The organism is Niveispirillum sp. GW835-FHT14G11 (genome assembly GCF_058793615.1).
The window spans coordinates 1-21,676 of the sequence record NZ_JBXAFZ010000012.1 but is presented as its reverse complement, the minus strand read 5'-3'; the positions used below and the strand labels follow the sequence as shown (position 1 = coordinate 21,676).

Sequence of the window (21,676 nt, the reverse complement as noted above, 5' to 3'; positions counted from 1 at the left end):
GAAGGCGCCTTTCACGGGGGGTGTCCGGTACGGTCAGGTCAAAAGGCCGGGTCAGCGTTGGTCCCCTTCGGGACGTCGATCCGGTTGGTTGGGCTGCTGGTCTGTGCTCTTGATCACCTGGTCCAGACGGCCGAGGTCTTCGACATTATAGCCGCGATCGGCCTCCGGCACAGCCGCGTTCCCCGCAGATGTGGGGCGCGGATTGGCCAGCCGGTCCAGCGTACGCTTCGCATTCTCCGCCTCCTCCAGCCGGTTGTGGGCGCGCTGCGCCTCACGCTGGGCCGGCGACAGGTCGGCATTGGGCAGGAAGTCGCGCAGGATGTCGGCACCCGTCTCCAGGAACGGCCGCGACTTCGCCTCGCGCAGCCAGACCGGCTGTTCCGGCCACAGCCAGGCGGCGAAAAGATAGGCCAGCGACACCAGCACCGCGCCCCGCACCACGCCGAAGGCAAAGCCCAGCGACCGGTCGATGGCCGACAGGTTGCTTTCCTGCACCTTGCCGGAAATGGTGCTGGTCACTACCGACAGCACGATCAGGGACAAGGTGAACACGCCCAGGATGGTGACGCCATCGGCCACATACTGGGTGCTGATATAGGTACGGGTATAGGGGGCGGCATGCGGGAACAGCCAGAGCGTGGCCAGGGCCGCGCCGATCCAGGCCGCCACCGACAGCACCTCGCGCACGAAACCGCGCGCGAATGCCATCAGGGCCGAGATCAGCAACACCACGATAACGGCGATGTCGACGGGGTTCAGGCTGCTGCCTTCCATCATGGTCCCCTCAATCCCGGCTGCGCGGCGGGCGCGGGGCCGGGTCCGCCTGGAACAATGGCAGCAGATCGGACAGATGGTCCAGTTCCACGCGCCGCAATCCATCGGCCGAGCCGTCACCGCGCGACCGGCGCGGCTGCGGCATCAGCGCCCGGTTGAAGCCCAGCTTGGCGGCTTCCTTCAGCCGCTGGTCGGTCTGGCTGACGGCGCGGATATCGCCCGACAGGCCGATTTCGCCGAACACCACGGCGTCAGCCGGCACCGGCTCCCCCGTCAGGCTGCTGATCAGGGCGGCGGCCACGGCCAGATCGGCGGCGGGTTCGGAGATTTTCAGGCCGCCGGCCACCGACAGATAGACATCGTTGGCGCCGATGGCCACGCCGCAGCGCGCCTCCAGCACGGCCAGCACCATGGCCAGCCGCGCGGTGTCCCAACCGACGACGGCCCGGCGCGGTGTGCCGAGCGGGGAGGGGGCGACCAGGGCCTGCACCTCCACCAGCACCGGCCGTGTGCCCTCCAATCCGGCGAAGACGGCAGTGCCGGTGATGTCGCGGCGGCGGTCGGCCAGGAACAGCTCGGACGGATTCGGCACCTCGACCAGCCCATCCTCCCCCATCTCGAACACCCCGATCTCATCGGTGGCGCCGAACCGGTTCTTCACGGCGCGCAGGATGCGGAACTGGTGGCCGCGCTCGCCCTCGAAATACAGCACGGTGTCCACCATGTGCTCCAGCACGCGGGGGCCGGCGATCTGCCCGTCCTTGGTGACATGGCCGACGATCAGCAGGGTGATGCCCCGGCGCTTGGCCACGCGGATCAACTCGGCGGCGCAGGACCGCACCTGCGCCACCGTGCCCGGCGCGCTGTCCAGCGTGTCGATATACATGGTCTGGATCGAATCGATGACGGCGACCTGCGGGCCGTCGGCGGTCTCCAGACTGGCCACGATGTCACGGACATTGTTGGCGGATGCCAGCTGCACCGGCGCATTGGCCAGGCCCAGGCGGGACGCGCGCATGCGCACCTGATCCACCGCCTCCTCGCCCGAGATATAGGCGCAGCGCGTGTCCTGGGCCAGGCAGCAGGTGGCCTGCAGCAGCAGGGTGGACTTGCCGATGCCGGGATCGCCGCCGACCAGCAGAGCGGAGCCGTTGACCAGCCCGCCGCCGCAGACCCGGTCGAATTCCTGAATGCCGGTCATGCGCCGCGGCGCATCGCTGGGCACACCCGACAGTGCCACGAATTCGATTCTGCGCCCGCCACCGCCCTTGCCCAGCCCCTTGGGCACGGCCTCGGCCACCTGTTCTTCGACCAGGGTGTTCCATTCACCGCAGGCGTCGCACTTGCCCGACCATTTGGGGTAGCTGGCCCCACAATTCTGGCAGACATATTTGCTGGGGGCGCGGGCCAAGGTCGTGACGGCTCCAGGGGATAACGGACGCGGCCCCTATATAGACGCTGCAAGCGCCGCTGGGGAGCCCTTCATAACACGAATGCAACATGCGCAGGGGCAACCCGGAGGGTTATGCCGGGAGGGCGGGGGCAGTGCTGTGAAAAATCGTCTCGCCAGCCACGATGGGAAGTGCGAGCAAGAATGGGAGAAGTGCCTGGACCTGAACGGGCATCCATCGGCCCGTCGCCCTATCGCAGCCGGGCCGCCGCTTGCGTCCAAGGAGACAGCAACCATGACCGCCGCTTCCCCCGTTCTTCCCGTAACCCTGGCCGATGTGAAAGAGGCAGCACAGGCGCTTGCCGGGCACATCATGGAAACGCCCTGCGTCCCGTCGCGCACCCTGTCACAGCTGACGGGTGCTGAAATCTGGGTGAAGTTCGAGAATTTGCAGTTTACGGCCGCCTTCAAGGAACGCGGTGCCCTGAACAAACTGCGCAAGCTGACCGCCGACGAGCGGGCGGGTGGCGTGGTCGCCATGTCGGCGGGCAATCACGCCCAGGGCGTGGCCTATCATGCCGGGCGCCTGGGCATACCCGCCACCATCGTCATGCCGGAAGGCACGCCCTTTACCAAGGTGGAGCGGACCGAGGAGCATGGCGCCCGCGTCGTGCTGAAAGGCTCCGTCCTGGCCGAGGCGGCGGCGGAAGCCGAACGCCTGAGCCGGGAGGAAGGGCTGGTCTTCGTCCATCCCTATGATGATGCCGACGTCATCGCGGGGCAGGGGACCATCGGGCTGGAAATGCTGATGGCGGCCCCGCATCTGGACACGCTGGTCGTGCCCGTTGGCGGCGGCGGCCTGATCAGCGGCATCGCCGTCGCGGCCAAGGCCCTGAACCCCGCCATCCGCATCATCGGTGTGGAGGTGGAAGCCTATCCGGCCATGGCCCAGGCGTTGAAGGGCGAGCCCATCCAGGTCGGCGGCGACACCATTGCGGAAGGCATTGCGGTGAAGAATGTCGGGGCCAAGACGCTGGAGATCTGCCGCGCCCTGGTGGATCAGGTGGTTCTGGTCTCCGATGTCGCGGTGGAAGAGGCGGTGGCCCTGTTCCTGAACATCGAGAAGACGGTGGCCGAAGGGGCGGGTGCCGCCGGCCTGGCCGCCATCCTGACCCATCCGGACCTGTTCCGGGGGGCCAAGGTCGGGCTGGTCCTGTGCGGCGGCAATATCGACAGCCGTCTGCTGGCACAGGTGATCATGCGCCAGTTGGTCCGCGAAAGCCGTCTGATTGCGGTGCGTATCGCCATTCCGGATCGGCCTGGCGTGCTGGCCCGGATCACCGGCCTGGTGGGCGATGCCGGCGGCAACATCATCGAAGCCTCCCATCAGCGCCTGTTCACGACGACGACAGTGAAGGCCACCGACATCGACCTGACCATCGAATGCCGGTCTAAACGCCACGCGGAACGGGTGCTGGAGATGCTGCGCACGACCGGGGGGTTGACGGTGCAGGTGCTGGCGGGCGGGGTGGTGTAGGAAACGCGACCGGCTGACCCGGTACTGGCCAGCCGGTCGCACACTCTCAGGGCGCAGGCTTCGCGGATTTTACCGCCCGCAATGCTTCGCCCAGGAACTTCTCGATATTGGCGCGCATCGAGCCTTCATTGGCCAGACGCGCCCGCTCCCCGCCTACGAAAGCATCGGAGAATTTAGCCGTGTAGGGGGCGGTGACGCGCTGTTTGAACAGCGCACCATCCCCCTGCAGCGGCCGGATCGAATAATCGACAATGGATGTGACCGTAAAGTCGACGCCAAAGATCGGCTGATCAGTATCAATCAACACTACATCGACGATATAGGCTGGTGTTCGATCCGTGGCCAACAAGCCTGTGGCAGCCAGCGACTGCTGCAAGGCCTCCCGAAAAAGGCCCTCCTCCACGAATTCCCAGGAATAGCCCTTTTCCTTGCCGATTGTGACACTGCCTACGCTGGCCGATTGGAACAGTGGGGAACTGTGGACCAGCCCCCGTGCCTCGGCGGGGGCGGATGCGACCATCGCCTCCGGACGAGATGCACAGGCCGTCAGCGGCAACAAAAAGGCGGCAATTGCCAGGGAACGCAGCAGTCGCATGGGATATTCGTCCTCTTACTTGTTGCCGGACGGCGTAGCGGGAGTGGTGGCTGCACCTGCGGCGCTACCCGACACGTCGCCGGTGGCGGGTGGGGTCATGCCTTCGGGGATCAAGGTGATATTGACCGGAGAGGTATATTTATTGTCGGCACCGGTAGCACTGTCGATGGCCCAACCGATGCCACCGCCCAGAATGATATTGCCGAAAGTATTGGCGGCGACACCCGACTTGTTCATGAAGGTGGCCTGCTGAAAGCCTGTCTTCGTGCAGATGATCGTGATGTCATGCTTCGTCTTCTGCACCATGGCCGCTCCCGGGGCGGGGTTGACGCGGGCGACCGCTACTCCCTCGCGCATCAGGGCGCAGTTGGCGCCTTCCGGATTGGTGTTGACGACAATTTCCTGGGTGGTGCCATCTGAAATGGTGGAGCAGGCTGACAACAACGCCATTGCCGCCAGTGGCAGCATTATCTTCTTCATGTTGGTCCCTTTTTTATTTTGGAATTGGTCAAGAGGTGGGTTTGAAAGAATGTTCTTTTGTCGATTATTTTGTCAATTTTTGTTGGATATTTATGTATTGGCTGGTAAACCATAAGTTACATCCCGCCGCCCAAGCATTCACATGTATGGTTCGGGTCGCGTAATGCCACCGAATCGTCACACCCTACCGCTTTAGGGGTAGCTGCCTCGGCTGCTATTGAGGAATTAAGCTCGATTGACTGACCAGGGTGTCACGCGGCCCGAACAATCTCCACGCCCACCGCCTCGCATTCTTCGAAGGCGTCGAGCTTTTCGACGCGGATCAGGGCGGTGATGGCGCGGCCGCCGGCCAGCAGGGTGGCGGCCAGTCGTTCGGCAACGCATTCCAGCAGGTTGGTATGGCCTTCCGTGGCGATGCGGCCGGCGGTTTCCACCAGTTCCGCATGGGTCCAGGGCATAGACGTTACCTGCGCCAGGGACAGTTCCAGGTTCAGGCGCAGGCGCTGCGGCTTCACATGCTCGTAATCATAGATGCCGATCAGCGTCGTGACCACAAGGTCGCGCACGACCAGCACCACCTGCCCAGGCAGCACCACCGGTCCGGGGTCGCGTACGGGCGAGCCGGTGACGGGATGAGGCAAGGGGCGAAGCGCGGGCTGCATCATGCGCTTGGCTCTACCACCGGCCCCAACCGCCGACAAGTCACGCAGACGCCGGGGCTGACCCGCCGCATTGGCGCGGGGTGCCGGAGGACAAGGTAACGCGGGCGCCAGCGGGGAGGGTTACGCGGGGCCCCGACTTTCGGGGCCATCCTTTCGGTGTGGTGGTGCGGCTTGCCTTCCATGGATAGAGTGCGCGAAAGTTGTGAAGAACGCATACGGGGACATTCATGCGCTACGAACAGGATGCGGCACAGAGGGCGACGGTCTTGCGGCATCTGTCGCAATCGCTCGCCGGCGCCGTCAGCCTGTTTGAAAAGCAGGAGGGCGTGAAGCTCGCCACCTTTCCCGATTTCAAGAAGGCCCGCGCCCGATACCTGGAAATCCAGGCCCTGATCTTCACCATCACCGACAAGGCGGAGGAAGCGCCCAACCGCGGCGTGCCGGCCGACCTGAAGGGCTGGCTGGTGCGCATGCGTCTGCGCTCCATCACCAGCTTCACCCGCATGAGCCTGACTTTCTTCCGCGACCCGCCGGAACTGCTGGTCCATGCGCTGGGCGCCTATGACATCTTGCAGCAGGAGCGCGAGAGCCTGATGAGCCTGCTGAACGATTTCGACATGATGCTGATGGAGGCAGCCCTGGACGACAAGACCTCCATGGAGCTGGACAAGGTCCGCCAGCAGATGGAGGAGATCGTCACCCTGCTGGACAAACATTTGAAGGGGGCGCCGGCGGCGCTCCGGACGTTCGATTGAGGTTGAGTTAACCCACCGCCCGCGTACGCTGGGCCAGGAACCGTTCCTCGAATTCCGGCACCGGCACGGGGCGGGAGATCAGGAAGCCCTGGATGGTCTGGCAGCCCATGCTGCACAGCCAGTCGCGCTGCGGCTCCGTCTCCACCCCTTCCGCCACGATTTCCAGGCCCAGGCGCTGGCCCAGTTCCAGGATGGTGGCGGGGATGGCCACATCGTGCGGCACCGTCTGCATGAATCCGCGATCGATCTTCAGCACGGTCAGCGGAATGCGCCGCAGATGTGACAGCGAGGAATAGCCTGTCCCGAAATCATCGATGGCCATGCCCACGCCAATATCGCGCAGCAGGCGCAGCATGGCGAAATCGCCCGCCGCCGCCGTCATGGCCACGGTTTCGGTGATTTCCAGCGTCAACAGGTGCGCCGGCAGGCCGGAACCGGCCAGGGCGGCGCGCACGCGGTTGGGGAAATCCAGATCGGCCAACTGTCGGGGGCTGACATTGATGGACACGGGCAGGTCGCCATGCAGGCGCCGCCAGCGGGCCGCCTGCTGGCACGCATCCCCCAGCACCCAGTCGCCGATCGGGCCGATCAGACCAGTTTCTTCCGCCACGGGGATAAAATCGGCGGGGGCGATGTAGCCTTCCTCGGTCTTCCAGCGCAGCAGGGCCTCCGCCCCGCGCAGGGTCAGGCTGCGCGGATCGACCTTGGGCTGGTAGAACAGCTCGAACTCCCCGCGCAGTTCCGCTGCCCGCAACCTCGCCTCGGTCCGCAGCCGGGCCATGGCCTGTTCCGACATCTCGGCGGAGAACATGCGCCAGCAGCCCGTGCCGGCAGCCTTGGCCGCATACATCGCCACGTCGGCGCAGCGCAGGATCTGGCGTGCATCCTGCCCGTCGCCGGGCCAGAGCGAGATGCCGATCGATGCGCTGGGATGCAGCAGATGACCGTCCAGCTCCAGCGGCCGGGCCAGCGAGGCAAGGATACGGTCGGCGACCTGGATCGCCTCCTTCGGTTCCTTCACATCCTCCACCAGCACCAGGAACTCATCCCCGCCCAGGCGGCCCACCGTGTCGGAATGGCGCAACGTATCGTCCAGGCGACGGGCGATGCCCTGCAGCATGCGGTCGCCCATATCGTGGCCCAGACTGTCATTCACATGCTTGAACCGGTCCAGGTCCAGGAACAGCACGGCCAGCCCGCGCTTGCTCCGGCGCGCACGGGCCAGGGCATGTTCAAGCCGTTCCAGCAGCAGGGCGCGGTTGGGCAGCTCGGTTAGCGGGTCGCGCGTGGCCAACTGGCGCAACTGCCCCTGGCTCTCGTCCAGCTTGTCCAGCGTCTCGTTAATGCGCAGGGTCAGGCGGCCCAGCTCGTCATTCTCATGCCCCGCAGGCATCGACAGGCGCGTGTCGCGGGGATTGTCCGGGTCGATCCCAGCCACCGCCTGTTCCAGCTCCACCAGGGGCCGTGTCAGGAACCGGTGGAACACCCAGGTCAGCAACAGCCCCAGCAGGATGTTGCGCGCCAGCCCGCCCAGCAGTGACGAGGTGACGAAGGCGATATAGTCGGCCGACACCTGCGCCATATCCAGGTCGATGCGCAGGATACCGATGGGCGGCTTTTCCCGCCCGTCGGCCAGGGGGCGGTAGAGCAGGCGGGTGCCCCGCGCCAGATCACCGAACACCAGCCGCCCGATGGTGCCATTGCCGCCCGATGGCGTCGGCAGGGCGCGGTGGCGGGACCAGAGCGGCTGTTCTTCCGATATGCGGATGTCGATGCCGGCGATGGCGCCGATGGACAGGGCGGAATTGCCGATCTGCTGGGCCAGCGCCTCATCCACGTTCCAGGCGGCGGCGGCGGCACTGCCCTCCGTCAGGTCGAGCATCTGTTCGACAAGGTCGCTGGCCTTGCCGCGCTCGCGCCACGTCGCCCAGGCGACCTCCAGCCCGCTCAGCACCAATCCGATGATGCAGGCGGCCAGCACGGCGCGCGCCGCCTGCCTTGCCGCCAAGGAACTGCCCAGCCCTTTCAGCATCGCCCTCCCCGGAGGCTTCGCGTCGGCCGTTCAATCATCGGTACCGTCCCCGACACCCAGGAGGCCGCCGGACGGTACTGCGATATTCCGTCGCGGGCATCATGCACGAAACAGGGTCGGCCTGTACAAGCAAATATCGGTGGGCGGTCGGTTGCATCCCAACGCAAAAGGGCCACCCCCGGATGGGGGCAGCCCTTGCATATATTGCACCCATGCCCCCGGGGTGGGGGCGGGGATCAGGCGGTCTTCAGCTTGCGGAAGCTCTTCCACATGTCGGACGGGTTCTTGTCCAGGTCGAAAGCACGGGCATTCTTGGGGTCCAGACCCTGGCGGTGGCATTCCAGCGCGAAGATATTGGTGTTGGCCGGGTCCAGGCCCAGCTCCTGGCAGGCGGCGTTGAAGGCGTTTTCGAAATCGGCGCTTTGCATCTGGTCACCTTCTGCGTTGAACAATCTCGGGGCCATCGGGCCGGGTCCGGTGTCGGTCAGCAGCCCCAACGGCGCTGTCCTTCACGCATCGCAGCATCGCCGGCCATTGCGGCCAAATTGCGAAGCCGTTGATCCAAAACGATGGCATTCACATGACCAGATCAAATCATCCGCTGATCTGTTGCAACCGCGAACAACGCATGGCCGTCCCTTCCGCATCGCGGGATCGTTGAGGCTTGCAAACGCGGCCGGTTGTTGCGCGGCGCGGCTGCGATTATGGTCCGGCCATGATGGTGACACGCCCGCTCCACATCCTGTCCCTGGACCTGCCCGATTCCCTGGCTGCCTTCGCGGTGCTGGCGGGGGAAAAAGGCGCCATGCTGCTGGATGGCGGGGCGGCAGAGGGCGGGCGGGCCCGGTTTTCCATCCTGGCGGCGGACCCGTTCTCCTGGATCGAGGTGGCGGGCGATGGGCGGGTGACGCGTGACGGGGCGCCGCTGGCGACTGACCCGTTCACGGCGCTGCAGACGGCACTGACGCCGTTCGCCCGGCCGGTGCCCGCCGGCTTGCCGCCCTTCACCGGCGGGGCCGTGGGGGTGATGGGGTATGAGCTGGGCCGGTATTTGGAACGGCTGCCCCTGCCGCGGGTAGGCGGGCTGGATCTGCCCGACATGGCGTTCGGGCTGTATGACACGGTGGCGGTCATCGACCATGGTACCGGCCAGGGCTGGGTGGTTTCGGGGGCGGAACGGGAAGCCGATGCCTGCGCCCGCCCGGCCCTGGCCCGCCGGCTGGCGCAGGCGCTGCATGACAGGCTGCGGGCCGCCCCGCCCCTGGCCCGCGATTCGGGCGACGGGTTGCTGCACCGGCCGGGATGGACGGCGGAGCTGGCGCCTGCCACCTATCGCGCGCGGGTGGCACGCATCCTGGACTATATAAGGGCCGGCGACATCTATCAGGCCAACATGACCCAGCGCTTCCTGGGCCGCTTGCGCCCCGGTGTCACCGCCTGGGATGCCTATCGCCGCTTGCGGCCGCGCACGGCGGCGCCGTTTTCCGCCTTCCTCAACCTGGGCGCGGGCAGGGCGGTGGCTTCGGGGTCGCCGGAGCGGTTCCTGTCGCTGACGGCCGACGGCGCCATCGAGACGCGGCCCATCAAGGGCACCCGCCCCCGCCATGGGGATGCGGCGCGCGACGCGGCCCTGGCCGCCGAACTGCTGGCGTCGGAGAAGGACCGGGCGGAAAACCTGATGATCGTGGACCTGCTGCGCAACGACCTGTCGCGGGTGGCGCAGATCGGCAGCGTCAAGGTGCCCAGCCTGTGGGGGTTGGAAAGCTATCGCACCGTCCATCACCTGACCTCGGTTGTGACCGGACGGTTGAAGCCCGGCCTGGGGCCGGTGGATCTGCTGCGCGCTGCCTTCCCCGGCGGGTCGATCACCGGCGCGCCCAAGATCCGGGCCATGGAGATCATCCATGAGCTGGAACCCGCCCGGCGCGGCCCCTATTGCGGGTCGGTGATGTGGATCGGCTGGGACGGTTCCATGGACAGTTCCATCATCATCCGCACCGCCGCCATTGCGGGCGATATGGTGCAGGTGCAGGCCGGCGGCGGCATCGTGGCCGACAGCGAGCCGGAGGCGGAATATCAGGAGAGCCTGACCAAGGCCAAAGCCCTCCTGACCGCTTTCGATCCCGCCATGGCCTGGCCCCCCGCCATCGCGGTGGATGAGGAGCGCGCGGCATGAGCGTGATCTGGTTGAACGGCGATTTCGTCGCCGCCGACAAGCCGGCCCTGCTGGCCCATGACCGGGGCCTGACCCTGGGCGACGGGTTGTTCGAGACCATTGCGGTGAAGGCCGGCGTGCCGTTGCGGCTGGACGCCCATCTTCGCCGTCTGCGTGACGGGGCGGATTTTCTGGGCTTGGCCGTGCCGACCGATGACCAGGTGCTGCATGACGCCATCCTGGGGCTGCTGGGCGCCAACGGGATGGAGGGGGAGGCAGCGGTGCGCCTGACCCTGACCGCCGGCGCCGGTCCGCGCGGCCTGCCAAGGCCGGAGGTGCCCACCCCCACCTTGATGCTGGCCGCGGGCCGCATCCCGGCAGAGGCACCGCCGGCCCGGCTGGCCATCGCCCGCACCACCTGCCGCAACGAGAAGTCGCCCTTGTCGCGGCTGAAGACGCTGAACTATCTGGACAGCATCATCGCCCGGCGGGAGGCAACGGCGCGCGGGGCCGATGATGCCGTGATGCTGAACAGCCAGGGCCGCGTGGCGGAGGCCACGGCCGCCAACATCTTCCTGTCGCTGGACGGGCATTGGGTGACGCCGTCGGTGGCCGAAGGCGCCCTGCCCGGCACCATGCGTGCCGCACTGGTCCGGAACTGGCGGGCGGAGGAACGGGCGGTGGGGGTGGCGGAGCTGCGCCGGGCGGATGATATCGTGCTGACCAATGCGCTAGGTCTGCGCAAGGTGGCGCGGGTGCTGGATTGAGCCCGCGGCCCTATCGGCGCAGGATTTTCGTCATCGCCTTGCCCTTCGCCAACTCATCGATCAGCTTGTCCAGATAGCGGATTTCCCGCATCAGCGGTTCTTCCACCTGCTCCACCCGCACGCCGCAGACGACACCGGTGATCAGGCTGCGGGCCGGGTTCAGGGCCGGGGCGCGGCCCAGGAAATCCTCAAGGTTTGTCCCGGCCGTGATCTCCGCCTCCAGGCTGTCCTGGCTGTGGCCGGTGAACCAGCGGATCACCTCATCCACCTCCGCCTTGGTGCGCCCCTTCTTTTCCGCCTTGGCGACATAGAGCGGATACAGGCTGGCGAAGCGCATGGCATAGACCCGGTGCGTCATGCCGGCCCCTCACGCGTTCGGCTTGGGCCCCAGCAGCGGCATGACATCGACGCCGTCGCAGGGGAAGATGGTGAAATGCGGATGCCCGGCAAACATCTCTGCCGCTGCCTGATGCGAGGGGGCCCGCACCACCAGGAACACCGTCAGCTCATTCACCACATCGGCGATCCCATCGGGCGAGGTGCGCTTGGTCGGCCCCAGCGGCCCGCCGCCATAGACGATCACATCCTTATGCGCCGCGTCCCAGGCGGCCAGTGCGGCCAGCCCCTTCTCATCCGTGGCCCGTCGCTCCGCCTCGCTCATCGCGAACCAAGCCCGCCAGCGCGGACTGTTCTTGTTGCTGGTGAAAACTGCGAGATAGGTTGCGTCCGCCATTTTTCAGCCTCCCGGCTTTGGGGTTCATGCCGGCAACCGGGCCGCCTGCCGCCACCGTCAATGTGACCATTGGCAATCCTCCAGCCGCGACAAGGTAAGGCGGAATGACCCTATCGACAAGGTGGGCGCCCCCGTGACGGGTCAGGCAGCGGTCGGAGCGGATGTCGGCCTTCCTCCGAATGGACCGACTGATCGCGCCCCGTGCAACGAAGTGAAACATAAAATCAGGGTCGGTTTCAGAGCGGGCGGGCACACGGCTCCGAATGGTGGCACCACAGCGGATAAGGACCGGTGGTGCATTGGCCGGAAGCGAGACGTGGCTATGGCGTTGATTGGGTGATTGTAGCGTAGTTCGCGGGAGAAGTCAGCAATGCGCCCTATTTTATCTTGGTTCGCCGATCGCGGCGTGACGCCGAAAGGCGCTTGACCCTCACACTACGGCAAAGTTGATAATCCCGGCTCCCTAACTCCAGGAGCCCGCCATGCTCACGATCTACGGTGTCGCCATCTCGGTCCACACCCGCAAGGTCATCTTCTCGGCCGAGTATAAGGGACTAGACTATAACCTCGTTCGCGTCATCCCTGTCGATCCCAGCAGCCTGCCGGCTTCTTGGGACGAGATCAGTCTCACGGGCAAGATCCCCGTCATCACCGATGGCGACTACCGCCTGTCGGACTCAGCGGCCATTTGCGCCTATCTCGAAAAGCTGCATCCGCAGCCGTCGCTGTATCCGACCGAGGCCCGCGCCTACGGCCAGACCCTCTGGTTGGAGCAATATGCCGGCGTGATCTTCGCCGAGGTTGTTCGCCCCCTATTCCACGAGACCTTCGTGCATCCGCGCCTGAATGGCCGCGACGCCGACGCCGCTGTCGTAGAGGCGGCCTTAAGCCAGGCCCTGCCCAAACATTTTGGCCATCTAGAGACGGCGATGGGCCAAGACGATTTCGTCATCGGGCCGGCGCCCACGATCGCGGACATCTCAATCGTCTCCAATCTGCTGACCTTCGGTCACCTGGGCTTCGAGCTCGACCGTGTGTGCTATCCACGGCTGGCCGCGCTGCAAGACCGCATCACGCGCCTGCCGGCCATGCGCAGGACGCTTGAACGCGAACGGCTTGTGGTCCAGGCCATGGGCCTTGATCCCAGGGCGCTTGACGCAGCGCTGGCCCAGCCTACGGAGAGCCAGCTTGTTCCGCATCGGTGAGTTCTCGCGGATCGCCCGCGTCTCGGCGCGCCAGTTGCGCTTCTACGAGGAGATCGGCCTGTTCGAACCTGTCGAGGTCGACGCGCGCTCGGGCTATCGTTCGTACGCCCTCGTCCAACTCGCCGATCTGAACCGGATCCTGGTGCTCAAGGACCTTGGATTCAGCCTCGATCAGATCGGTGACATCCTCAAGTCCAAGATCGGCCCCGACGAGCTAAGGCGTATGCTGCTGTTGCGCCGGAACGACGTGGAGCGCCAACTTGAGCTGGAGTCGTTGCGCCTGCGCCAGATCGAGGCCCGGATCGCCCAGTTGGAGACCGACGGGGCTTTCTCGGCCGACGACGTCGTGGTGCGGCCGGAACCAGCCCAAACCCTGCTCTCCCTGCGGTGCACAGTGTCATCGTTCGACGCCGCGCGCGGCTTGATCGGCGAACTGATAGGTCTGGCGCGTCCGCTGCTCAAACGCGCTCCGCCGCCGGTCCTGGTGGCCGTCGCCCACACCGAGCAATTCGAGACTGACATTCTGGACATTGAGTTCGGGATACGCCTGAATCCCGGTGAACGTATCCGGGTGGAAGGCCTTGCCATGCGCGAACTGCCGGCTGTCGATCAGATGGCTATTTGCGTCCGCGCGGGCCTGCCCGAGCACGCCCACTTGGTCACCGCCAAGGTCGGCGCCTATCTGGCCGCCTCTGGCCGGAGGCTGGACGGCCCCGGCCGGGAGGTCTTCCTGCGGTTCCCCGATCTTGATCGAATGCATGAGGCCGTGGTCGAGATGCAGTTTCCCGTCCGCGCCGCCATGGAAATCAAGGACGTATGAATTTCCTTTGAGCGCCGCGCATCTAAATTCCTACCTAGGCCGTATAACCGAGTCAGAGCTCTGCGCACTGGAGGGCTGCGCCTAACGCTCATGAACCCGCCCGCTCAACCGGGACGACGGCTCAAGGCTCTTTTGAGGTGATATGATGACCACGCTTCCTCGACGGACTCTCGGTTTGGCCATATTGGCTGCACTCTTCTCCGCGCCCCTGAGTTCGAACGCGCGCGCTCGAGGCTTCGCCTGCCCGGCATGCGGTTGTTCCATGGATGGGAAAGTCTTCGAGGCGGCGGGCTCCTGCCCAGACTGCAAAATGCGACTCATGCCCATCGCCGATGTAAAGCCAATGACGGGCGCGCCGCAGACCCTTACGGTTGGCGCGGGCCTCTTCAACGTTCCTGGTGGGATCGGTCACGAAAACCAGATGATTGAGGTCGCCTACTACAGGCCCAACTCATTTGGTCCAAAGTCGCCGATCCTTCTCGTCCTGCCCGGCTCCGGTCGAAACGCGGCCGACTATCGCGACGCATGGATCAAGGCCGCCGACGCCAAGGGTGTATTGGTGGCAGCCCTTGGCTATCCGGAAGCGGGTTACGATTTCGCCGCCTATCAGCTGGGCGGGGTCGTGCGGGACCTGCAGCTGCGTAACCTAAAACTGACCGCTGACGGCAAGGTGCCGGACAGCCTGTACCTGCGCGATGAAGATATCGTCTTCAAGCCGAACGACCACGCGGAAACCTGGCTTTTCAACGACTTTGATCGAATTTTCGCGACCCTCGCCCAGGCCGCCGGTTCGAGCCGCCAGACTTACGACATCTTTGGCCATTCGGCCGGCGGCCAGATCCTACACCGTTTGGCAATATTCCACCCCAAGTCCAAGGCCCAACGGATCGTCGCCGCCAATGCCGGCATCTACACCCTGCCGGACATTGACCGTCCACAGCCTATCGGCCTGCAAGGCACGGGCATTGGCGCAGAGGGTCTGCGCCAAGCTTTTTCAAGCCCGCTGACCCTGTTGCTCGGTGGCGCTGACAATGATCCCAATCGCGGTGGCCAGCATCTGCACACCCCGCAACTGGACGCTCAAGGCGTCGATCGGCTATCGCGCGGCCACTATTTCTTCGACTTTTCGCGCCACGCTGCGGAGAAGATCGGTGCGCCGTTCAACTGGCACCTGCAGGTGGTCGAGGGCGTCGGGCACGACTACCGCCGTATGAGCGCCGCCGCCGCCCGTCTACTCTATGACGCCTAGACTGTTACCCAGCGTGGAAAAGTGACCCCCTTGTCGGGACTATAGGCGTCCAGCTTTGCCCCTTCTGTTTATGGGTGTTGGACTGCCCGGATCTAGAACTGATCTGGGCGGGCTGGGGATACTGATCGTTCAGCCAATGGATCGGTGCTTTGTCTTTGACAAGGACGGCGACGCCCAGTGGGCGTATTGCAAAGATATCATCGGCCTGAACCCGGCGCCGCGTTGGAACAGCCACGTTTACAAGGATCGGGATTTTATTTTCGCGTGATTTAGCGGGGCATCAGCCCTGTCTAACCCGTCCACCAATCCCCCCCGCTGGTTTCGTCTGCTTTGTCAACTTGCCACAGCGAACCCGCCCGTCCCCATCGGTGCCACGGCGCGAATATGCTGGAGGGGATGGGCCCGCATGCTATGATCAAGGTCGCGTGGGGGACGCAGCCGGTCCGCGGAAAGGGTAGAAGCCCACCCCTGTACATCGTTGCCGCGACACTTCTTTCAGCCCGGATGGCGGACATTGGGCATGGTTTGAAAGGAGTTCGCCCATGCAGGACCAGGCCAGGGGGGCGGTGCGCCCGCTGCCGGAGAATGCCGATCTTCGCCATCTGAAGGACCAGGCCAAGGCGCTGTTGAAAGCCGGCGGTGCGGCGTCCTTGACCGATGCCCAGTTCCGGCTGGCGCGCCTCTATGGCTATGCGAGTTGGCCCAAGCTGAAGGCCCATGTGGAGTCTTTGAGGGAGGTCGGCCGGTTGAAGGCGGCGATCCTGGGCAATGATGTCGATCAGGTCCGGTCGATGATGAAGGCCAATCCCGCCCTGCACTTGGCGCCGATCGGCAGGGATGGCAACGGTCCCCTGACGCTGGTGGCGGAAACTCCGGGCGCGCCGACGCCCGCAAGGCTGGCCATGGCGGCCTGGATGATCGAGAACGGGTCGGATGTGCATCGCGGCGGCGATGCGCCGCTGATGCGCGCGGCGCTGTGGGGGGACCGGGTGCCGATGATGGCGTTGCTTGTCCGGTATGGCGCGGACGTGAATGCCGAGTATGGCGGCGCCTATCCCATCCTGTGGGCGCCGTGCGAAACCGTCGATCCCGTTGCCATGCGATGGCTGCTGGACCATGGGGCCGATCCGAACTGTGCAAAGCAGGGGCGGACGGTCACCGCGCTGGATACCCTGATCGGGGCCTATGTCCGCTCGCCCGATCTGGCCACCTGCATCGATCTGCTGCGCCAGGCCGGGGGGCGAACCCGGTACGACCTGCCGGGCGTGATCGACACGATATGCGACCGTGCCGATCGGCTGGCCTCGCACGTGGATGCCGATCCGTCCGTGGTGCATCGGCGGTTTCCGGAACTGACCTTCGGCAATAGCGGCCTGCGGCGGCTTCAGCTTCAGGGCGCCACGCTTCTGCATGTGGCGGCCGAATATGGCAGCCTGGATTGCGCGCGGCTTCTGCTGCGCCGGGGGACCGACGTGAATGGGCCGGCGCTGATCGGTGCTGCCGGCATCGGCGGGCAGACCGCCCTGTTTCATGCGGCAACACAATCGGGCGACCTGGGGCTGCGGATGGTGAGGCTTCTGCTGGCGCACGGCGCCGATCCGGCATGGCGGGCGACCCTGCCTGGACATTATGAACGGCCGGAGGAGTTTCTGGACTGCACGCCGCTGGATTATGCCATCGCCTTCTCCGGCGATGAGGCCATGGTCGGGATGTTGCGGATACCGGATGCCTTGTGAGACATCTGCCCCCGCCTACCGCCCCGGCACGGGCACCACATGCGTGTTCTTCACCTCCTCCATCACCATATAGGTATGGGTCTGGGCCACCCCCTGGATGGAGGAGAGCTTGTCGCCCAGGAAGGCGCGATAGGCGGCCATGTCGGCGACGCGGACCTTGATCAGGTAGTCGAAGCCGCCGGCCACCATATGCGCCTCCTGGATCTCATCGAAACGGCGGACGGCGTCGGCGAAGATCTGGAAGACGTCGGGGGTGGTGCGGTCCAGGCGGACCTCGATAAAGGCGGCCAGGGACCGGTCCAGCAGTTCCGGGTCCAGCAGGGCCACGTACTGGCGGATATAGCCGTCACGCTCCAGCCGGCGCACCCGTTCCAGGCAGGGGGTGGGGGAGAGGTTCACCCGCCGGGCCAGTTCCACGTTCGAGATGCGGCCATCTTCCTGCAGGATGCGCAGTATGTTCTGGTCGATGCGGTCGAGCTTCGCGGCTGCGGAATCAACGGACATGATATTCTCTGGCAGAATGTCGATCTAGCCGGATGATATCCTGTCAAAACCCTTTCTTTGGAGAAAAATCGTCCAAGATTTTTGCCATACTCCGAGCAATTCAAAACCCCAGCGTTTCTCGGAGTTACGGCGATGTCCGGCACCGTTCTGAATGACCTGCGCAAGGCCAAGCATGCCGACGAGGTCACTGTCGTCACCGGCCTGCTGCGCAGCCATGGGCTGACCCCGGCGGAGCGGACCGGCATCCATGACCGGGCCGTGGCGATTGTCGAGGCGGCGCGGCTGCGCCGGCGCGAGCTGGGTCCGCTGGATAATTTCCTGCAGGAATTCGGCCTGTCGAACAATGAGGGCGTGGCCCTGATGTGCATTGCCGAATGCCTGCTGCGCATCGCCGATCCGGAGACGGCGGACCGTCTGATTGCCGAAAAGATCGCGCAGGGGCAGTGGGATGCGCATCTGGGCCGCAGCGACAGCGCCTTCGTCAATGCCGCCGCCTGGGGCCTGATGCTGACGGGCAAGATCACCGATCTGGAACGCGGCGGGGAGCGTGATGCTGGCAATTTCCTGAAGCGCCTGGTGGCGCGGTCGGGCGAAAGCGTGATCCGCACCGCCATGGGCCAGGCCATGCGCGTCATGGGCGGACATTTCGTGCTGGGCCGCACCATCAAGGAAGCGATGGCCGAGGCGCGCAAGGCCAAGCCCGCCGGCACCGTCCATTCCTATGACATGCTGGGCGAGGGGGCGCGGACCTGGGAACAGGCCACGCGCTATCTGGACGCCTATGTGAAGGCCATCGACGCGGTGGGGGCGGAGGCCGCCGGCCGGGGCCCGATGGCTGCCCCCGGCGTGTCGATCAAGCTGTCGGCCCTGCACCCGCGCTATGTCCAGGCGCAGCACGCGGATGTGATGGCGAAGCTGGTACCGGCCGTGAAGGGGCTGGCGCTTCAGGCCAAGCGCTGGGACATCAACCTGACCATCGATGCGGAGGAGGCCGACCGGCTGGAGCTGTCGCAGGATATCCTGTCGGTGCTGTCGCATGACCCTGATCTGGCCGGATGGAACGGGCTGGGTCTGGCCATCCAGGCCTATTCCAAGCGCACGCATCTGCTGGTCGACTGGCTGGTCGATCTGGCGCGGGCATCCGGTCGCCGGTTGATGGTGCGGCTGGTCAAGGGCGCTTATTGGGACACCGAGATCAAGATGTCCCAGATCGCCTCGCATCCCGATTACCCCGTGTTCACGCGCAAGGCGGCGACGGACCTCTCCTACCTGGTCTGTGCCCGCAAGATGCTGGCGGCCAGGGACGCCATCTATCCGCAGTTCGCCACCCACAATGCCTATACGATCGCCGCCATCCTGCATCTGGCCGGCGACAACCGCGACCTGGAGTTCCAGCGCCTGCATGGCATGGGCGAGCTGCTGTACACGGCGGCGCGCGAGGTGCTGCCGGCGTTCCCGCGGGTGCGCATCTATGCGCCGGTGGGCACGCATGAGGATCTGCTGCCCTATCTGGTGCGCCGCCTGCTGGAAAACGGCGCCAACAGCAATTTCGTCAACGCCTATATGGACCCGGAGGTGCCCGTCAGTGACGTGGTGGCCGACCCGGCCGCGTTCCTGGAGAGAGAAGGCATGCTGCGCCATCCCCGCATCCCCACCCCCGCCGACATCTATGGCGCCGAGCGTCCCAATTCCAAGGGGTTCGACCTGACCGCCCCGGAGAAGGTGGCGGAACTGACGGCGCAGATGCAGGCAGCATTGGCCCGCACCTGGACGGCGGGGCCCATCGTCGGTGGTGTGGAACTGTCCGGTGCAGCCCAGCCGGTGACCGATCCGGCCAACCGGGCGCGTAGCGTGGGCACTGTCGTGCTGGCCGACAAGCAGGCCGTCGAGCGCGCCCTGTCGCTGTCGGTGGCCGCACAGAAGGAATGGGACCGCGCCGGCGCCGATCATCGCGCCGCCTGCCTGGACCGCGCCGCCGACCTGATGGAAGCCGACACGCCCGCCCTGATGGCACTGCTGGTGCGCGAGGCGGGCAAGACCCTGCCCGACGCCATCGCCGAGCTGCGCGAGGCCGTGGATTTCTGCCGTTACTACGCCGCCCAGGCCCGCACGGGGCTGAAGCCTGTGCTGCTGCCCGGCCCGACGGGGGAGCGCAACGAGCTGCACCTGACCGGTCGCGGCACCTTCGCCTGCATCAGCCCCTGGAACTTCCCGCTGGCCATTTTCGCGGGTCAGGTGGTGGCGGCGCTGGTGACGGGCAATGCCGTCATCGCCAAGCCGGCCGAACAGACCCCGCTGATCGCCGCGGAGGCCGTGCGCATCCTGCACAAGGCCGGGGTGCCGGGTGACGTTCTGCACCTGTTGCCGGGTGATGGGGAGACGGTGGGGGCAGCGCTGGTCGCCGATCCGCGCATTGCTGGCGTCTGCTTCACCGGCTCCACCGAGACGGGCCGCGCCATCAACCGCAGCCTGGCCAATCGTGACGGCGCCATCGTGCCGCTGATCGCCGAGACGGGCGGCCAGAATTGCATGATCGTGGATTCGACCGCCCTGCTGGAGCAGGTGGTGGATGATTGCGTGACCTCGGCTTTCCAGTCGGCGGGTCAGCGCTGTTCGGCCATGCGGGTGTTGTTCGCGCAGGAGGAGATCGCCGACAAGCTGGCCGACATGCTGGCCGGTGCGATGGACCTGATCCGTCTGGGCGATCCGATCGATGTGGCCACCGATGTCGGCCCTGTCATCGACGATGCGGCCCGCGACATCCTGATTGCGCATGCAAGCCGCATGGATGGCGAGGCGCGGCTGGTCAAGGCGGTGACGGTGCCGGACGCGCTGGCCGGCGGTACCTTCTTCGGCCCGCGCCTTTACGAGGTCGGCAGCCTGTCGCAGCTGAAGCGCGAAGTGTTCGGCCCGATCCTGCATATCGTGCGCTTCAAGGCGGCGGAGCTGGACAAGGTGGCGGCGGAGATCGCGGCCACCGGTTACGGCCTGACCTTCGGCGTGCATAGCCGCCTGGAAGGCCGCGCCCAGAGCCTGTTCAAGACGCTGCCGGTGGGCAACACCTATATCAACCGCAACATGGTGGGTGCCGTGGTCGGTGTGCAGCCGTTCGGCGGTCAGGGCCTGTCGGGCACGGGGCCGAAGGCCGGCGGCCCGCACTATCTGCACCGCTTCGTCACGGAGAAGACGCTGACCGTCAATACGACGGCCTTCGGCGGCAATGCCTCGCTTCTGGAACTGGGGGCGTAACAGCAAACCGGCGGCGGAAACATCGGCAATTGAATGTTTCCGTTCGCAATAATAATTCAACCTAAAACAGCAATCCACCTGCCGCGCCGTCGGGTGATGGGCTCCCATGCGGGGGAACATCGTCCAACGGCTTCATTTTTCTGTGAAAAAGGACTATAGGCGGAGGGCCGATATTGCCGGGGGGCGTTTCCATCCCGGCTCCCGCGACCCCGCTCAAGGAGTTCGGTTCCGGATGACCGAGATCGCCGATGCCCCGCTGGTTCTGATCGTCGAGGATGAGCCGGCGACGCGCGCCCTGCTGGCTGGCTATTTCCATGAGGCCGGTTTCCTGGTCGCCGAGGCCGAGAATGGCAAGCAGACCCGCGAAGTGATGTTGCGCCAGCCGCCCGACCTTGTCCTGCTCGATATCGAGTTGCCGGACGAGGATGGGTTCACGCTGGCCAAAAGCATCCGCGAGATTTCCAATGTCGGCATCATCATCGTCACTCAACGCGCCAATGATGGCGACCGCGTCTTCGGACTGGAGACGGGTGGCGACGATTATGTGACCAAGCCGCCCAATCCGCGCGAGCTGCTGGCGCGTGCCCGCAACCTGCTGCGCCGGACCCATCCCAGCAAGATGTACAAGGCGGAAGGGGCCGTGCGCTATTTCGCCGGCTGGACCATGGACCTGGCCCGCCGCCGCCTGGTTGACCCGGCCGGGGTGGAGGTGCGGGTGACGCGCGGGGAGTTCGAGCTGCTGGGCCTGCTGGTGCGGTCGGGCGGCCGGGTGGTGACGCGCGACCAGCTGATCGACGCGGTCAGCGGCACCGACCGTAACCCCAACGACCGCACCATCGACGTGCTGGTCAGCCGCCTGCGCCGCAAGATGCAGGATAGCGGCTCGCTGGACGTGATTGTCACGGAGAAGGGGCTTGGCTACCGGCTGGCGGTGGAGATTACGGATCAGCCGTGAGGCGAATGATACCGTAGGTCAGGTCGAGCACCGCGAGCCCTGACAAGCGACGATGCCGAAAGATGTCAGGGCTCGCGG

Annotated in this window: 20 protein-coding genes and 1 pseudogene; 11 read left to right on the top strand and 10 right to left on the bottom strand. The window is 65.6% G+C overall.

Annotation, left to right across the window (positions count from 1 at the left end; all coding sequences use genetic code 11):
• Positions 1-51: 51 nt before the first annotated feature.
• Together AC1Q7F_RS21250 and radA are read right to left on the bottom strand one after the other, a co-directional pair.
• Complete coding sequence (locus tag AC1Q7F_RS21250) at positions 52-774, bottom strand: CvpA family protein (RefSeq protein ID WP_492510541.1); 723 nt, start codon at positions 772-774, stop codon at positions 52-54.
• A 10-nt stretch (positions 775-784) separates the two neighbouring features.
• Positions 785-2,185, bottom strand: a complete 1,401-nt coding sequence (gene radA / locus AC1Q7F_RS21245; RefSeq protein WP_492510540.1) for a DNA repair protein RadA — start codon at positions 2,183-2,185, stop codon at positions 785-787.
• A gap of 274 nt (positions 2,186-2,459) precedes the next feature.
• Between radA and AC1Q7F_RS21240 the strand changes: the two genes are divergently transcribed.
• The gene (locus tag AC1Q7F_RS21240) at positions 2,460-3,701 is read left to right on the top strand and encodes a threonine ammonia-lyase (protein WP_492510539.1); all 1,242 of its coding nucleotides are present in this window, start codon (positions 2,460-2,462) and stop codon (positions 3,699-3,701) included.
• A 46-nt stretch (positions 3,702-3,747) separates the two neighbouring features.
• Here AC1Q7F_RS21240 and AC1Q7F_RS21235 read toward each other — a convergent pair whose 3' ends face one another.
• The 3 genes from AC1Q7F_RS21235 to AC1Q7F_RS21225 form a co-directional block, all read right to left on the bottom strand.
• Entirely contained in the window at positions 3,748-4,296 is a 549-nt protein-coding gene (locus AC1Q7F_RS21235; protein WP_492510538.1) for a hypothetical protein, read from the bottom strand.
• Positions 4,297-4,311: 15 nt separating this feature from the next.
• Positions 4,312-4,764, bottom strand: coding sequence for a hypothetical protein (locus tag AC1Q7F_RS21230; protein WP_492510537.1), 453 nt, complete (start codon positions 4,762-4,764; stop codon positions 4,312-4,314).
• Positions 4,765-5,027: 263 nt separating this feature from the next.
• A complete protein-coding gene (locus tag AC1Q7F_RS21225) occupies positions 5,028-5,441 on the bottom strand; it encodes a dihydroneopterin aldolase (RefSeq protein ID WP_492510536.1) in 414 nt (137 codons plus the stop codon).
• 224 nt (positions 5,442-5,665) lie between these two features.
• Here AC1Q7F_RS21225 and AC1Q7F_RS21220 point away from each other — a divergent pair, with 224 nt between their 5' ends.
• On the top strand, positions 5,666-6,193 hold the full coding sequence (locus AC1Q7F_RS21220) for a hypothetical protein (RefSeq protein WP_492510535.1): 528 nt from the start codon (positions 5,666-5,668) through the stop codon (positions 6,191-6,193).
• Positions 6,194-6,200: 7 nt separating this feature from the next.
• On the opposite strand, the gene AC1Q7F_RS21215 is transcribed toward AC1Q7F_RS21220, so the two are convergent.
• Together AC1Q7F_RS21215 and AC1Q7F_RS21210 are read right to left on the bottom strand one after the other, a co-directional pair.
• Positions 6,201-8,225, bottom strand: coding sequence for a putative bifunctional diguanylate cyclase/phosphodiesterase (locus AC1Q7F_RS21215; RefSeq protein WP_492510534.1), 2,025 nt, complete (start codon positions 8,223-8,225; stop codon positions 6,201-6,203).
• Between the two features lie 236 nt (positions 8,226-8,461).
• Complete coding sequence (locus AC1Q7F_RS21210) at positions 8,462-8,653, bottom strand: hypothetical protein (RefSeq protein ID WP_492510533.1); 192 nt, start codon at positions 8,651-8,653, stop codon at positions 8,462-8,464.
• Positions 8,654-8,940: 287 nt separating this feature from the next.
• Between AC1Q7F_RS21210 and pabB the strand changes: the two genes are divergently transcribed.
• A complete protein-coding gene (gene pabB, locus AC1Q7F_RS21205; RefSeq protein WP_492510532.1) occupies positions 8,941-10,401 on the top strand; it encodes an aminodeoxychorismate synthase component I in 1,461 nt (486 codons plus the stop codon).
• On the top strand, positions 10,398-11,147 hold the full coding sequence (locus AC1Q7F_RS21200; RefSeq protein WP_492510531.1) for an aminotransferase class IV: 750 nt from the start codon (positions 10,398-10,400) through the stop codon (positions 11,145-11,147). The genes pabB and AC1Q7F_RS21200 overlap by 4 nt, the downstream gene beginning before the upstream one ends.
• 10 nt (positions 11,148-11,157) lie before the next feature.
• On the opposite strand, the gene AC1Q7F_RS21195 is transcribed toward AC1Q7F_RS21200, so the two are convergent.
• Positions 11,158-11,505 (bottom strand): DUF2200 domain-containing protein, encoded by a 348-nt coding sequence (locus tag AC1Q7F_RS21195; RefSeq protein ID WP_492510530.1) that lies wholly within the window; start codon positions 11,503-11,505, stop codon positions 11,158-11,160.
• Positions 11,506-11,514: 9 nt separating this feature from the next.
• Positions 11,515-11,880: a hypothetical protein gene (locus tag AC1Q7F_RS21190; protein ID WP_492510529.1), complete on the bottom strand. Its 366-nt coding sequence runs from the start codon at positions 11,878-11,880 to the stop codon at positions 11,515-11,517.
• 482 nt (positions 11,881-12,362) lie between these two features.
• Here AC1Q7F_RS21190 and AC1Q7F_RS21185 point away from each other — a divergent pair, with 482 nt between their 5' ends.
• The 5 genes and pseudogenes from AC1Q7F_RS21185 (at position 12,363) to AC1Q7F_RS21165 (ending at position 16,890) form a co-directional block, all read left to right on the top strand.
• Entirely contained in the window at positions 12,363-13,085 is a 723-nt protein-coding gene (locus tag AC1Q7F_RS21185; RefSeq protein WP_492510528.1) for a glutathione S-transferase family protein, read from the top strand.
• Positions 13,069-13,905 carry a MerR family transcriptional regulator gene (locus tag AC1Q7F_RS21180; RefSeq protein WP_492510527.1) on the top strand — a complete coding sequence of 279 codons (837 nt, stop codon included), beginning with the start codon at positions 13,069-13,071 and terminating at the stop codon, positions 13,903-13,905. Before AC1Q7F_RS21185 ends, AC1Q7F_RS21180 begins: the two co-directional genes overlap by 17 nt.
• Before the next feature lie 142 nt (positions 13,906-14,047).
• A pseudogene (locus tag AC1Q7F_RS21175) lies at positions 14,048-14,224 on the top strand (heavy metal-binding domain-containing protein); the annotation flags it as partial.
• Positions 14,225-15,154 (top strand): hypothetical protein, encoded by a 930-nt coding sequence (locus AC1Q7F_RS21170; RefSeq protein ID WP_492510804.1) that lies wholly within the window; start codon positions 14,225-14,227, stop codon positions 15,152-15,154.
• 542 nt (positions 15,155-15,696) lie between these two features.
• Entirely contained in the window at positions 15,697-16,890 is a 1,194-nt protein-coding gene (locus tag AC1Q7F_RS21165) for an ankyrin repeat domain-containing protein (protein ID WP_492510526.1), read from the top strand.
• A gap of 15 nt (positions 16,891-16,905) precedes the next feature.
• Here AC1Q7F_RS21165 and AC1Q7F_RS21160 read toward each other — a convergent pair whose 3' ends face one another.
• Positions 16,906-17,394 (bottom strand): Lrp/AsnC ligand binding domain-containing protein, encoded by a 489-nt coding sequence (locus AC1Q7F_RS21160; RefSeq protein ID WP_492510525.1) that lies wholly within the window; start codon positions 17,392-17,394, stop codon positions 16,906-16,908.
• A gap of 132 nt (positions 17,395-17,526) precedes the next feature.
• Here AC1Q7F_RS21160 and putA point away from each other — a divergent pair, with 132 nt between their 5' ends.
• Together putA and AC1Q7F_RS21150 are read left to right on the top strand one after the other, a co-directional pair.
• Positions 17,527-20,643, top strand: coding sequence for a bifunctional proline dehydrogenase/L-glutamate gamma-semialdehyde dehydrogenase PutA (putA, locus tag AC1Q7F_RS21155; protein ID WP_492510524.1), 3,117 nt, complete (start codon positions 17,527-17,529; stop codon positions 20,641-20,643).
• Positions 20,644-20,875: 232 nt separating this feature from the next.
• Positions 20,876-21,598, top strand: a complete 723-nt coding sequence (locus AC1Q7F_RS21150; protein WP_492510523.1) for a response regulator — start codon at positions 20,876-20,878, stop codon at positions 21,596-21,598.
• Positions 21,599-21,676 lie beyond the last annotated feature (78 nt).